The organism is Acinetobacter sp. ANC 3781, assembly GCF_004331285.1.
Taxonomy (GTDB): Bacteria; Pseudomonadota; Gammaproteobacteria; order Pseudomonadales; family Moraxellaceae; genus Acinetobacter.
Window position 1 is genome coordinate 100,656 of record NZ_SJOH01000002.1, and the last position, 13,763, is coordinate 114,418.

Below are 13,763 nucleotides of genomic sequence, written 5' to 3' on the forward strand. Positions count from 1 at the left end.
CCTCATTAATCGAGGATTTTTTATAATTTAAATAAAATTATTTCATTCCAAAGATTAATTTCAAACCCAGCAATGTCATCACCCCACCGGCAATACGGTCGAAAATAGCTTTAAATTTTAAATATACACGGCGTGGTTTCTCTGCTGACAAGGCAACCGCGACCAATGAACACCAACCGGCATCAATAAAGAAACATAGAATTGGCAATACAAAATAATAATAAGCAGGAATTTCTTTAGGCAATAGCGCAGTAAAAATACTGGCCAGCACAATCGCAATTTTCGGATTTGAAAGCTGGGTAATAAGTCCAGTACTAAAAGCCCGGCGCAGTGACATTTGAGAGTTTGTATCATTATTGCTTTCGATGGGGTCTTTGGCATGTTTAATAATTTTGGCAGCCAACCACAGCAAATATAAACCGCCACATATTTTTAAAGCTAAATAGGCTGATGGCACCGCCAACAAAAATGCCTGTAATCCAAGCACCGCCAACAAACCAAAAATGGCCGCTCCAGTCCCTGTACCTAAAGCGGTAAACAGGCCGTGTTTTCGTGAAATGGCTATTGAATTTTTAGCGACATAAATTGATGTCGGTCCAGGACTCATCGCGCCTAACATAAGAGCAAAGGCAATTGAGCCCAAAATCCAAAATGATTCCACCTGAAATGCCTTTATAAATTAATTTCGTGCTAATTCTACAGTTTAAAAAATTGAATATCTCGCTATTTTTCTCAGACTTTTTGCAATTTCACCGAATAATTCACTAAAATTTTATTCAATCAAGAATTAAAGTATTCTATAAGCCGAATAAAACATTTATTTATTTAAAAGCAGATGAACCAATTAAGAGCATTGCTGCTGAAAGTGATCTACAAAACCGACTTGTAACCCGAATAAATCGATAACAACATGCAGCTAAATAAAGGTAAAAACCAAAAACTAAAGATGAGCTGCAAAATGAACCGACCATATCAATCGCTAATTACCGGCAAAAATTGTAGATTCTGATATTTTAACTCACCATTCAATTGAATTTAAAATTTTAGGCCCCTCCTATTTCATTTTGAAGATTAGATGAGTACAAACCATTTTTCATAGTGATTACATCTTTAAATAAGACAAACAATTTGCAAGGAGTCAGGTATCTACTTCAAATTTTCTTAAATCTGGCCTAGACACCTCAATTTCTTTCCAATCTTTTACTGTTGCACCACCGGTTTGATTTCACGGGCGTTGAGCTGTAAGAGACGATAATCATGCTCATGAACTGGCATACCGCCAATAATCATGGTACGAACTTCAGTTTTTGGCTTGTTATAATCATCTTTTGCATCACAAGCTGTCAGCAATAACAGCAAGCAAACAGATAAACCCACGGATAGCTTTTTCATTACATATCCTCTTTTTCATAGTTGTTATATTTTCTAGCTTAGCACCAATGATTATTTTTTGATCACTTATTTGGGTTTTTAATTCAATTATTTAAGATATTTTTACAAATCAGTACAGAGCGTAAAATTTATTTCAATCATCTTACTTTATAAAATTGAACGCCTTTACCCTGACATGTCTGTAGCAATCACCGTAGATCCACCCTTTTAAGCAAATAATATGACTATAGATAAAAATATTTTGCGTACAATACATTTGAATATTCAGGGATCATGATGAAATGTTTGATCAGATTGCGCAGGCAGTAGCCTACCAAAAGCTTAATATTAAAGCCCCTGTAACTGTGACCATTAAGCGTTTAGATCAAATTCATCCGCAAATTTCGGGCAATAAGTTTTTTAAACTAAAATACAATTTTCTTGAGGCGCAACAACAAGGCTTAAATAAGGTTCTGACCTTTGGCGGGGCATATTCCAACCATATTGATGCAACAGCGTACGCATCTTATTTATTCGGTTTTAAAAGCGTGGGTATCATTCGTGGTGAAGAACTGGCAACTAAACCATTGAATCCGACTTTAGCCACGGCGCAAAAGTTTGGTATGCAGCTGCACTTTGTTTCGCGTGAACAGTATCGGCAAAAAGATCAGCCTGACTATCTGGGTAAATTGAACCAGCAATTTCCTGAACATTTTATTATTCCCGAGGGTGGAACCAATCCGCTTGCCATTCAAGGCTGCAAAGAAATTCTGAATGCCCAAGAACTGCAAAATTACGATGTAATCTGCTGTGCCGTCGGTACAGGAGGAACCATTTCAGGAATCATTGAAGCAAGTTCAGAACATCAAAGTGTTCTTGGTTTTTCAGCACTCAAAGGCGATTTTCTGCAATCTGATGTACAACAATGGACGACCAAGAAAAACTGGAAAATTACTGATGTTTATTGCTGTGGAGGCTATGCCAAAACCACGCCTGAACTTTTACAATTTATGCAGTCTTTTGAAGTCGAGCACCATATTCCTTTAGAGCAGATTTATACCGCTAAAATGATGATGGGCTTATTTGATTTAATTGAACAAAATTACTTTTCCCAAGATACACGAATTTTGGTGATTCATAGTGGCGGCTTACAAGGTCGTCACACGGGCTAAGATCAATCCTGAAATTGCGGCTAAAATTGTCTATAATGCCCTGCTTTTATCTCCCGCGAGTTGTTCCATGTCTACAAATCAGTACGATGTCATTGTTTTAGGTGCAGGTGCATCAGGTCTGATGTTGGCATATATGGCGGCACAACGTGGTCGTAAAGTTTTGGTGATGGAAAAAGCCAACAAAGTGGGTAAAAAAATTCTGATGTCAGGCGGTGGTAAATGTAACTTTACCAACCTCTATGTCGAACCTGAAAACTTCATTTCACATAATCCGCACTTCGTGATTTCAGCTTTGACCCGTTATACCAATTGGGACTTTATTGGCTTGGTTTGCGAACACGGCATTGAATACGAAGAGCGCAAACACGGTCAACTGTTTACCTTAAACGGCGCTAAAGAAATTTTAGCTATGCTGTTGGCTGAATGCGATAAAACAGCTTTAGTCGATATTAAAACCAACTGTGAAGTGAAAGCTGTGACACATATTGATGATCAAGGTTTTCAAGTGGCAACTTCTGTTGGCTATTTTGAAGCTGAATCAGTAGTCGTCGCAACGGGTGGTTTATCCGTTCCCACCCTCGGCGGCTCAGGCATTGGGTATGAGATAGCCAAACAGTTTGGGCATCATATCCATCCCACCCGTGCAGGCTTGGTGCCCTTTACCTTTTCTGATCAATTCAAAGAAGTCACGACCCGTTTAAGCGGTAATGCGGTAGATGCGACCCTCTCCAATAATTTGAACAGTTTTACCGAAGCCTTGCTGTTTACTCATCGTGGTTTAAGCGGGCCAAGTTCTTTGCAACTTTCTAACTATTGGGATGTCGGGCAAAGCTTCAAGATTAACTTTCTGCCTTATGTCGACCTGGTTGATTTCTTTAAATCGAAAAAAGCCAGTCAACCCAAAGTCTTACTGCGGACTTTGTTAAATGAGCATATGCCTAAAAGTGTGGTACTGGAATTACAAACACTCATCTGGGCTGAATTGGCAGATACCGCAATTGGCAATTTGAGTGATGAAAAGCTGGAACAGATTGCAACGCGCTTGCATGCTTTTGAAGTTAAACCTTCAGGAACCGAAGGTTATCGTACAGCTGAAGTGACTTTGGGCGGTGTAGATACTACAGAAGTTTCTTCCAAAACCATGGAAAGTAAAAAGCAAAAAGGCATTTACTTTGTCGGTGAAGTGCTGGATGTATCCGGTCATTTAGGTGGTTACAATTTTCAATGGGCATGGGCGTCTGCACATGCCGCATCACAATATGTTTAACTAGATAGACATTCTCAGCCGATTATTCTAAATAATCTGTAGATAGTAAACGAACAGATTTAGCCTGCTGTAAGCGAGCAATTGCGATATCCATGTTCGCGATTGCTTGTGCTTCAGATGAAGTGTCAGCACTATTTAATATAGTTTTAAATGACTTAAAAAAATTATTTAATAGCATGGTTTCCTCTCCTTTATTATTACTATTCATATATCCTAATATGATGCTAACCATTTCATACACATTTATTTAAATACTTATATTATATAAAATAGTTAATTTATAAATAGCATAAAAAGCCAAGAAAAACGATTATTTTTTAGCATGGTTTCCTCTCCTTTATTATTACTATTCATATATCCTAATATGATGCTAACCATTTCATACACATTTATTTAAATACTTATATTATATAAAATAGTTAATTTATAAATAGCATAAAAAGCCAAGAAAAACGATTATTTTTTAGCTATTTTTATTACCCTCTTCTTGTGACTGATCTACTGAATAAGCAAGTTTTACCGGTTCACCTGTTTGCTTTAGTTTAGCAAAAACGAACCTATAGGTACTGAAAAAGAATCCTGCAGTAATTCCTGCAATCACAATTGGTGCGATAAGGTTATTCGGACGTTTTTTCGACATTCTTCTTTCCTTTTAATGGTTAAATTAAAATCGGCCACATCACTGTAGCCGATTTTGTGTCAATTGAACCGATTACGTATTGTCATCGTTCGGGTTAGGTTTTTTGTCAGTATGAATATCAACTTTTGACTCTGATTCACCCGTTGATCCAAATGGATTATTTTTTGGCGGCTGTTGAGGGTCAATGCGTACAGAATCTGGAACTGCCTGATCTGTACTCGTTATATCGTCCTGAGGTGCGGTCGTAAGTGACGCAGGGGTCGGATTGGACAAATTGTTTTGCACTTGAGAACCATCCCCTTCCTGATTGGATAATGGGAATCGACTCTCTGTTGCAGGTTTTGTCAGATCAGAGCTTGCCGGAGACGTGCCTCCATTTATTCCAAATTCAGAAGATTTATCCACTGAAGGATCAATTCCTTTAGCTACGGCGCCATGTTGAGTAAATGCTTGCGCAGCATGGGCAGAGATTGAGGTGGAAGTCATGAGATCGGAATTATCTTGATGTAAAGGATTAGGTTCCTTCGCATCTTTCTTACATTTGTCAATTAAATCCGTTAATACGCGTTCGGCTGGCTGACGGCCGCCTAAACCAAAGGCGAGTGCAAATGCCACTGCAACTGCGCCCAAAGTTAAACCAAAGGCAAGGTTGACAATAGAATCGGCAATACCCATTGCGCGTAAACCCATGGCAATCACTAAGCCCATAATCAGAATACGAACCAAGTTTGCTAACCAGCGTGAACTGTTGTATTCACCACGTCCGATTACTTTTGCAACAATGTTGGCTAACCAGAAACCGATCATCAAGATGACAGCACCAAGTAAAATATTGGCACCGAACTGGATAAACATCGAAATCAATCCACTCACCTGTTCAAAGCCAAGTCGGTTTGCGGCTTCCGATACTGCAAATAGCATGGTAAAGAAGACAATCATGTATCCGACAATAGTAGATACTTTAGTTGTCCCTAAAAAACGTTGTGCATCTATTTTGGCAGGTAATTCATCAACCCCTGTTCCAGCCAATACATCAACCACCAAATTAGCTACGAAGCGCGAAACTACATAAGCCAAAATCAGAATTAGACCGGCAGCAATAATATGCGGGATGGCATTCATAATTTCATACAGCATCGCAGTTGCGGGCTGTGAAATTGCAGTAATACCTAAGGCTTCAAATGCAATAATGAGTGAAGTAATAATAATGACAGCGAAAACAAAAGAACCTAATACTCTTGGCAAATTGGAATTTTTTAAGAACCCAATTTTTTGTGTTTCATGCTGTAAGTTTAAACTACCGACCAAACCTTCAATAATACCGCGTACAATTTTTGCCAGAACATAACCGACAAACACAATAACAACGGCAATAAAGATATTAGGCAAGTAAGAAACAACTTCACTGACCATATTTTGTATTGGGAATAACAGACCGTTCAGACCTAAAATAGACAATACAATTGGAAGGAATAACAATAAAATTAGCCAATAGACAATATCACTAATATTTTTACTGATTGGGCTCACGCCGACATCTGCACTCAGTTTTTCATCTAGCTGAGTACGATCCAACAGTTTTTGCATGCCAGCTCTAACCAAGGTGGCTACAATCCAGCCAATAAAGCCAACAGCCACGGCAGCTAGAAGCTGTGGAATAAACAACAGGAATTGTTGAATCATATTGCTAAATGGTCCACTCACACTAGTGAGATTGAGCACATTTAATGCACCGATGATGGCCATGATCATCACGATCCAGAACACGACGCGAGATACAATACTTTCAATATTTGCGCGATGTCCAGTGGTACTTGAAAGCCTTTGATTTGTTCCTAGTTTTTCTAAAAGTTTTTTAATTCCTGCTGCAATAATAAGAGCAAGAATCCAACCAATCAATAAAATAGCGACAGCAGCTAGAATAGGATGAAATTGATTCCAATAATACATGGCATCAAATTCTCCCCCTCTAGGGCCTCCAGAAAAATATTCATTCATATTGTGATTTCCTCTTGTTATTACTTATTGAAGTCGAAGGCGTAGGAATTGCACTGTTATTTGAGTGACTTATACCTAATATTATGAGGTTGAAAATAACCTTAGATTTAGCGTGTTTTTTATTCAATACAAATCAGCATAAATACAACAAAAGCGCACATTACATTGCAAAAAAGCCCTAATCTTTGCAGATCAGGGCTTTAAATTATTACAATAAAGTTTTCGTTTTAATTACCATTGCTGCGTCCAGTCCCCACATTATCAGCAGCATTCTTAATTGCATCACTTTCACCCGCTTCCGTTGCCGTATCGACATCAGTGGCTACTGCCTCATCGGTTGCAGTCGCCGTTGCAGTATCTGGGGTTGTATTATTCGGTGTAGCTGGTACAGCTGAAGGATTAGGATGTCCAGGAGGCGCATCTTGCGCATCCGGCTTGCTATCGGCAAACATATAAGCCAGTAAAGCAATAAAAAACACCCCCACAAGAATTAAAATATAAACAGGCAGACGCTTTTTCTGATTCTTTTCTTCCGGGGTGGTTACATGAGGCGGTTTATTAAAATCATGTGGCATATATTTCTCTGCTTTATCTTGTTTTCATATTTTTATACTAGCAATATCCACAGTTTAGTTATGTGTAAAAGCATAGTGACATGGTGAATACATGTAACTTGGCTTAAATACTGTCACATTAGAAAATAAATTTTTAGCTGAAAGTAAGTAGTAGTCTCAACCACCATTTCATGCTCATCTTTAAGATGCATACCTGAAAGTTGGAGTTGGCGAGAATGTTTCATTAACACCATTCAACGCTGAGTCACCACCCCTTCAGATCAATTGGCAGGAGGTACATTGAATACAATAATGTTTGGCATCACCATTGCCATACATCAAACCATCTAAAATACTGGAGGGAAATATAGATTAAATCTGCGGTTGTAATCGGGTTGATAATCACTCTTCCAAATCTCTGGTGTTACAAACTGGTGTTAAAAAATTAAGTGATCAGCCTGCATTTTTGGCGACTAAATTAAATCCTGATTGCACATAATCTTGTTCACCGCAGCCATCTGATTGCGCTTCTTTAATTGATCTATGACAAAATATTTTTCTGTTATGTTTCCACTTATTCGGGAGAGGTATTTTTTATTACAGTTCTAATGTCTGACATACCTAACTGTTATTCTATTTTTTGAAATAAAAAGATTTACCTATACGCCATACCAATTTTAAAATGTGATAAAAAGCTGTTTAATCAACTGTTATAGTAAAATAAATACCGAGTATTTTTATCTTTAATCTTAAATAAAGATGAATTGGGGTGTAGGTGCTGAAAGGCTTAAAATGAGCTATAATTGTGCACCTTGTTTTTCATGCTGCTTAACTTTATGGCGTATCGACAGAAATCTGTAACGCTTGATTTGGACACTGATGTCACTCATCAATGTTGCTTGCATTACACTCGTGATGAACATCTCATTGGGATTATTGAATTTAATAAACCCAGTTACGTGCTTAAATGGGGTGATCTGGAATATTTCCGTCGTCGTACCGAAGAGTTTTCAGTGATGCCTTTTCCTGAATGTATCAATGCGATGGTGATTGATATTCGTAATATCGCACCCTTTTTAGACAATGAAGTGCCGATTATTCCTTGGCGTTTACTTGAAGAAGAGTGCCCAATTCGTTTGGTAGTTCCACAAGATCGTCTTGAACATTATTCAGGCCTGTTTGAACCGACTTGGCTTACCGCGGACGTTGAAACCGCGATTCAAGAAATTCGCGAATATATTGATATGTTTGTACATTAATTAGAATGATTTGATTTAAAAATCCCTCATTAAAGAGGGATATTTTATGGCTTGAAGGAAAAGTTTAGAGAGAGTTTCTAGTTCCCTCTTCTTTTAGGAGTTGAGCAGTACTATTACGCAAGGCAGAGAGGTACTATTTCAATAGATTCTCACCCCAGCCCTCTCTTATACTTCGATTTAAAAGCAATGCTTTAAATCTTGCTCAGGGAGAGAGCAAAATAATTTTCGTAGCTTTTACCAATAATTCTCAACTGCAATATTTCCTTCACCACGACGGTTCATGATCAAACCACGTGCCTTTAAGGCTTCTTTGGTGTCTTCCACCATTTGCGGATTACCACACAACATTACGTGACTGGTTTCAATATTTAATTTTAGACCAACTGCTTTTTCTAATTCACCATTCTCAATCAGCACCGGTAAGCGGTCATGTAATACTGCATTAGGATCACGGGTGATAATGGGCACAAATTTAAATCCGCTATGTCCTTCACCAAAACTTGCTGCAATTTCTTGAATACGCTCTACATAAGCCAGTTCGGCGGCAGTTCTTACGCTATAGACCAAATGAATATTTTTATATTTAGTCCAGGTTTCAAAGTCTTGCAGCATGGATAAAAATGGCGCCAAGCCTGTCCCTGTTCCCAACAGCCATAAATCTTGCGGTAAAGGAAGCTGATAACGGGCAAGTGTTAAGAAACCATAAGGTGTTTTTTCCAAATACAGTTCATCGCCCACTTTGAGATGTTGTAAATTAGAGGTAAATGCCCCGTCTGGCACCACAATTGAAAAGAATTCCAAAGTTTCATCAAAAGGTGATGACACCACGGAATAAGCTCGAACTACGATCTCATCTCCCAATTTCAGTCCAATACGCGCAAACTGTCCTGCAGTAAATTTGAAATGTGCAGGTCGTGTCAGGGTAAAACTGAATAAATTATTGGTCCAACGGTGTACAGATAAGACTTTTTCTAGGCTAAATTTTTCAATTGACATGATTTCAACGTGGCATGAAAGACTATGCTCATGGTAGCATGACCACATAATTTATTAATATTTTTTAAATGTTAAGGCTCTATTCATGCGCATGACTTTACGCCAGTTGGCTGTTTTTGTAGCAGTCGCCCAAGAAGGCACAGTAACCAAAGCCAGTGATGCCGTAAAACTCACCCAAAGTGCTGCAAGTATGGCTTTAGCCGATTTGGAAGATGGCTTAGGTGCTCCGCTGTTCGATCGCTTAGGTAAACGTCTACAACTCAATGATTTAGGTCGTTATCTATTGCCGCAAGCATTAGAAATTTTAGGTCGTTGTGATGCATTCGAGCAGGCAGCCAAAGGTGAGCTACAAAGTATTGACCTACGCTTAGGTGCAACGCTCACGATTTCGGATTACTTAATGCCCGATTTAATGGCAGATTTCCTTCAAATTCAGCCACAAGCACATTTACAACTTCAAGTCGGCAATACCCGCCAAATGATTGAAGCTGTGAACCAGTTTCAGCTGGATTTAGCTTTAATTGAAGGCTCATGTCACCTACCGCAGTTGCAATGTATTCATTGGCGTGATGACGAACTTGCAGTGTGTTGTTCACCAAATCATCCACTGGCGCAGCTTGACCGTGCATTGACTCCTACTGACTTTGAGGCGGCAGGCGTAGAATGGATTTTACGTGAAGAAGGTTCAGGTACGCGTGAAGTCTTTGATAATGCGATTCTCAAAGATTTACCGGATGCCAATATCCGTCTGACCCTCGGCCATAATGAAGCGATTCTTAAAATTGTAGCTGGCGGTATTGGAATGTCCTGTATTTCTAAACTCGCGATTGAGCCTTTGCTTGAAAAAGGTAAGCTGGTCATTTTAGAAACTCCGTTCTGGCAACTTACCCGTCCATTGTTCATGCTGGTACATCGTCAGAAGTACCAAGGTCCGGGACTAAAAGCCTTTATGAAGTTCTGCGAAAAATAATTTAAAATCATAAAAAAAGCGCCTAGATGGCGCTTTTTTATTGCTATAGATTATTAGTGTCGACCAAATTGATCCTCACAAGGAATACCATCATGATCTCCATCCATTTTGGTATTTGGGCAATTTTTAATAAAGAAGATTGCTTCTTCATAGGAGCCCATTTGTGAACAATGTATACGCCCATCACATTTAAATTGTGATGTTGTCACAGGAGCTTGAGTCGGTGCTGCAACATTTATTACTTCGGTTCTCAATGATTGGCTTGATGGGTTATCTAGATGTCTTTTTCCTTGTTCTGAAAGAACTTGATCTGGCAAATCACCCAAAGCTTTACGCTGCTGTTCCACAATCTGCGCCTGTTCTTGTATCAACTGTTGGGTTTTCAATTGCTTGGCCTGTTTATAATCTTGATATTTGTTATAAACCAACACTGCGAGCACAGCGATAATAATCAGCCCAATAATTGTGAAAATGCGCCCTTTACCGCTACGCTCATTAAATCGAGAGGAAACATTGTTACTCGTATAAGAGTTTCGTTGGGGCTGCGACTCTAAAGCTGCTGTGTTCTGCTTTAAATCCAAGCGAACAATCTGATCGGCTTTGAATTTGCCATTATCTTCGACAATTCGAAACTTCAAGTTTTCCCCTATTTTAGGTTCGACACTTTTATTGGGAAAATCCTTGATATGAAAAAAAAGATCTTTCGACTCCCCGTCCATGCTAATAAATCCAAAGCCACGCTCTACGATATAGCTTTTAACTTTCCCCTCAACAAACATAAGTCGCTCTTATTGTTTAAATCTTATGCCGGGAATTGTAATAAAAAAAGCACCTTAATGGCGCTTTTTAATGAGTATTTTAATCATCTAAATAAAATACTTAGATGACGAAAATTTATTCAATCAACGTTTGAAGTTTGATAACAACACTGTTGAAATGGCTTCATTGTGTTCCAATATTTTTTTCTGTTTGGTTTTAGCTGGATTTGGATCAACACGCTCAATACGTGTTGCTTTCAGCTTCTCGCCATTTTCTTCAAGCACAAATTTTACTTTTTCATTGCGTTTTGGCTCAACCTCTGTGGCTGTGGCAAAATCTGAGATATGGAAAAATATATCTTCGCCTGCCATTGAAATAAAACCGAATCCTTTTTCAGGATTGTATTTGAGTACTTTGCCGAATCTATATTCTAATTTCATGAACTTTACTCTAATCTGTAAACGCTATTAGCACAGTATATAAAAAAGAGGCTTTAAAAGCCTCCTTTCTGATCAAATTGAAAAATTAGTCTTTTTGAACTGAACCAAAAATTTTATCACCCGCATCGCCAAGACCCGGAACGATATAACCATTTTCATTTAAACCATCATCAATCGAAGCAGTAAAAATAATCACATCAGGATGAGCCGCTTCAACACGTTTAATCCCTTCAGGGGCAGCAACCAGAACCATGACACGGATATCTTTACAGCCACTTGCTTTCAATACATCAATCGCTGCAACAAGTGATGAACCTGTCGCTAACATTGGATCGATAATCATCGCAAGACGGTTTTGAACGTCGGGTACTAATTTTTTATAGTAAGTACGTGCTTCTAAAGTTTTTTCATCACGCTCTAAACCCAGAACCGATACCTTTGCACTTGGAATAAGATTTAGGAAACCATCCAACATGCCAATGCCGGCACGTAAAATTGGCACAACGGTAATTTTTTTACCGACAATGCGATCTACAGTCACCTTGCCATTCCAGCCATCAATTTCGTGATCACATACCGGTAAATCTTTGGTTGCTTCATAAGTTAGCAGCATGGTGACTTCTTGTGCTAACTCACGGAAGTTTTTTGTACTAATGTCCGCACGGCGTAGCAAACCAAGTTTATGTCGAATGAGTGGATGACGGATTTCATGAATAGCCACAGGAGAACACCTAAAAGATGAGATAAAATTACTCCCATTATAAATGTTTTTTATACTTCTTATAAACCAAAAAGCCCCCTAAGTAAGGAGGCTTTTTGCTTAAAACTAATCGTTTTTTTAGATTACTGCTGAGAAAGCATGAAATGCAGTGGAGATAAAATCTCTGCTTGAAGCGCCATCTTAATGATCGGGTCTGGATAGACACCAATCATCAATACCGCTAATGCCGCAGCAAGTACCATAAGACCACCGACTTTTTGACCCCAATGTTTATCAGCATCAATACGTGGGGTATCTGGAGGTGTCATGTACATCACCACCATCACACGGAGGTAGTAATACAAACCGATACCCGAACCCACGATAATCATTGCAGCAAGGAACCAATGTTGCGTAGTTACCGCAGCCATCACCACCAAGAACTTACCAATGAAGCCTGCAGTTAACGGAATACCGGCAAGAGACAACATCATTACAGTTAAAGTTGCTGTCAGTACTGGACGACGCCAGAACAAACCACGGTAATCCGCCAAACTTTCTGCTTCATTGTCGTTGTTGTACGGGCTCGACATTAACGCGACTACACCGAACGCACCAATTGTGGTTAACACATAAGTGATCACGTAAACCGTTACGTTACCCAGGCTTGCATAAGTCATGCTGATTAAACCAATCAGCAAATAACCAAAGTGGGCAATTGAAGAGTAACCCAGGATACGTTTCAAGTTGACTTGACGTACCGCAAGGAAGTTACCCACCAAGATTGAAAGCACCGCAACAATCGTGATGATGGTTACGATAGAGTCAATCAGGATTGCACCTGAAGTCAGCAAATAACGTACAAACAAACCAATGGTTGCAACTTTTGCAACAGTCGCAAGGAAGGTTGCGATTGGCGCTGGCGCACCTGCATAAACGTCTGGTGTCCATTTGTGGAACGGAGCAAGAGATAATTTAAATGCAACGGCACAGATAATTAGGCCTAGACCTAAAATCACCATCGGTTGCTGGATTGCTTGCATTAATGCTTGCACATTGTCATAGAACGACAATGAACCGGTATACGCGTAGATATAAGCCATACCCATCAACAACATTGCAGACGCAGTTGCTGAAAGAACCAGATATTTAATACCCGCTTCTAAAGAGCGTGAACGTTGATGCGTATATGCCAACAGACCGTATACAGGAATCGACATCAACTCAAGGCTGATGAAGAAAGATGCATAATGCGAGCTTGCCACCATGAGCATTGCACCCGCGACCGAGCACAACATCAAGATATACAGTTCTTCACGGTTATCTTTGTAGTTTTCAATATAAGCGTGAGACAAGGTACAGCAAGCAAGAGCTGCAATAATAATCACCAATTGATAAAGCATGCTAAATGGATCAACCATAAACATGCCCATCACGTTCGAAGGTGCAAAAGCACCACCGAACATAGCGAATAGAATATATAGCCCAGCAAGGTTTAGGCCCACTACAGATGCTGTTGCAATTAAATTATGGTTACGTTTAATTGCAACAAGAAGCATCACAACGATCGCAGTTAAAGCCACGATCATCACAGGAGCTAATGGCATGAGCTCAGAAAATGACATTGTGAAGTTCAT

General features: G+C 39.2%; 15 protein-coding genes. 4 read left to right on the forward strand and 11 right to left on the reverse strand.

Going from position 1 to position 13,763, the window contains the following annotated elements; all coding sequences use genetic code 11:
* Positions 1 to 37 precede the first annotated feature (37 nt).
* Both E0H89_RS02130 and E0H89_RS02135 read right to left on the reverse strand, forming a co-directional pair.
* Positions 38 to 661 (reverse strand): LysE family translocator, encoded by a 624-nt coding sequence (locus tag E0H89_RS02130; RefSeq protein WP_131214195.1) that lies wholly within the window; start codon positions 659 to 661, stop codon positions 38 to 40.
* Between the two features lie 539 nt (positions 662 to 1,200).
* The gene (locus E0H89_RS02135; RefSeq protein WP_131214197.1) at positions 1,201 to 1,392 is read right to left on the reverse strand and encodes an NF038215 family lipoprotein; all 192 of its coding nucleotides are present in this window, start codon (positions 1,390 to 1,392) and stop codon (positions 1,201 to 1,203) included.
* 281 nt (positions 1,393 to 1,673) lie between these two features.
* Between E0H89_RS02135 and E0H89_RS02140 the strand changes: the two genes are divergently transcribed.
* On the forward strand, positions 1,674 to 2,543 hold the full coding sequence (locus E0H89_RS02140) for a 1-aminocyclopropane-1-carboxylate deaminase/D-cysteine desulfhydrase (RefSeq protein ID WP_131214199.1): 870 nt from the start codon (positions 1,674 to 1,676) through the stop codon (positions 2,541 to 2,543).
* Positions 2,544 to 2,610: 67 nt separating this feature from the next.
* Entirely contained in the window at positions 2,611 to 3,810 is a 1,200-nt protein-coding gene (locus E0H89_RS02145; protein WP_131214327.1) for a BaiN/RdsA family NAD(P)/FAD-dependent oxidoreductase, read from the forward strand.
* Positions 3,811 to 3,832: 22 nt separating this feature from the next.
* Here the strand turns inward: E0H89_RS02145 and E0H89_RS02150 are convergent, their stop codons facing one another.
* From E0H89_RS02150 to E0H89_RS02160, 4 genes are all read right to left on the reverse strand, one after another.
* Positions 3,833 to 4,018 carry a hypothetical protein gene (locus tag E0H89_RS02150; protein ID WP_131214201.1) on the reverse strand — a complete coding sequence of 62 codons (186 nt, stop codon included), beginning with the start codon at positions 4,016 to 4,018 and terminating at the stop codon, positions 3,833 to 3,835.
* 255 nt (positions 4,019 to 4,273) lie between these two features.
* The gene (locus E0H89_RS16395; protein ID WP_165494002.1) at positions 4,274 to 4,450 is read right to left on the reverse strand and encodes a hypothetical protein; all 177 of its coding nucleotides are present in this window, start codon (positions 4,448 to 4,450) and stop codon (positions 4,274 to 4,276) included.
* Positions 4,451 to 4,522: 72 nt separating this feature from the next.
* Positions 4,523 to 6,448 (reverse strand): mechanosensitive ion channel, encoded by a 1,926-nt coding sequence (locus E0H89_RS02155; protein WP_131214203.1) that lies wholly within the window; start codon positions 6,446 to 6,448, stop codon positions 4,523 to 4,525.
* A 227-nt stretch (positions 6,449 to 6,675) separates the two neighbouring features.
* The gene (locus tag E0H89_RS02160) at positions 6,676 to 7,023 is read right to left on the reverse strand and encodes a hypothetical protein (RefSeq protein ID WP_131214205.1); all 348 of its coding nucleotides are present in this window, start codon (positions 7,021 to 7,023) and stop codon (positions 6,676 to 6,678) included.
* 815 nt (positions 7,024 to 7,838) lie between these two features.
* Between E0H89_RS02160 and E0H89_RS02165 the strand changes: the two genes are divergently transcribed.
* A complete protein-coding gene (locus E0H89_RS02165; RefSeq protein WP_131214207.1) occupies positions 7,839 to 8,261 on the forward strand; it encodes a hypothetical protein in 423 nt (140 codons plus the stop codon).
* A 234-nt stretch (positions 8,262 to 8,495) separates the two neighbouring features.
* Here E0H89_RS02165 and E0H89_RS02170 read toward each other — a convergent pair whose 3' ends face one another.
* On the reverse strand, positions 8,496 to 9,257 hold the full coding sequence (locus E0H89_RS02170) for a ferredoxin--NADP reductase (RefSeq protein WP_131214209.1): 762 nt from the start codon (positions 9,255 to 9,257) through the stop codon (positions 8,496 to 8,498).
* Between the two features lie 85 nt (positions 9,258 to 9,342).
* Between E0H89_RS02170 and gigC the strand changes: the two genes are divergently transcribed.
* Positions 9,343 to 10,227 carry a LysR family transcriptional regulator GigC gene (gene gigC, locus E0H89_RS02175; RefSeq protein ID WP_131214211.1) on the forward strand — a complete coding sequence of 295 codons (885 nt, stop codon included), beginning with the start codon at positions 9,343 to 9,345 and terminating at the stop codon, positions 10,225 to 10,227.
* A gap of 53 nt (positions 10,228 to 10,280) precedes the next feature.
* Here the strand turns inward: gigC and E0H89_RS02180 are convergent, their stop codons facing one another.
* The 4 genes from E0H89_RS02180 to nuoN form a co-directional block, all read right to left on the reverse strand.
* Complete coding sequence (locus E0H89_RS02180; protein WP_131214213.1) at positions 10,281 to 11,006, reverse strand: cold shock domain-containing protein; 726 nt, start codon at positions 11,004 to 11,006, stop codon at positions 10,281 to 10,283.
* Positions 11,007 to 11,129: 123 nt separating this feature from the next.
* Positions 11,130 to 11,426, reverse strand: coding sequence for a cold shock domain-containing protein (locus E0H89_RS02185; RefSeq protein WP_131214215.1), 297 nt, complete (start codon positions 11,424 to 11,426; stop codon positions 11,130 to 11,132).
* An 85-nt stretch (positions 11,427 to 11,511) separates the two neighbouring features.
* Positions 11,512 to 12,147, reverse strand: a complete 636-nt coding sequence (upp, locus tag E0H89_RS02190; protein WP_067726419.1) for a uracil phosphoribosyltransferase — start codon at positions 12,145 to 12,147, stop codon at positions 11,512 to 11,514.
* Positions 12,148 to 12,269: 122 nt separating this feature from the next.
* The gene (nuoN, locus tag E0H89_RS02195; RefSeq protein WP_131214217.1) at positions 12,270 to 13,763 is read right to left on the reverse strand and encodes an NADH-quinone oxidoreductase subunit NuoN; all 1,494 of its coding nucleotides are present in this window, start codon (positions 13,761 to 13,763) and stop codon (positions 12,270 to 12,272) included.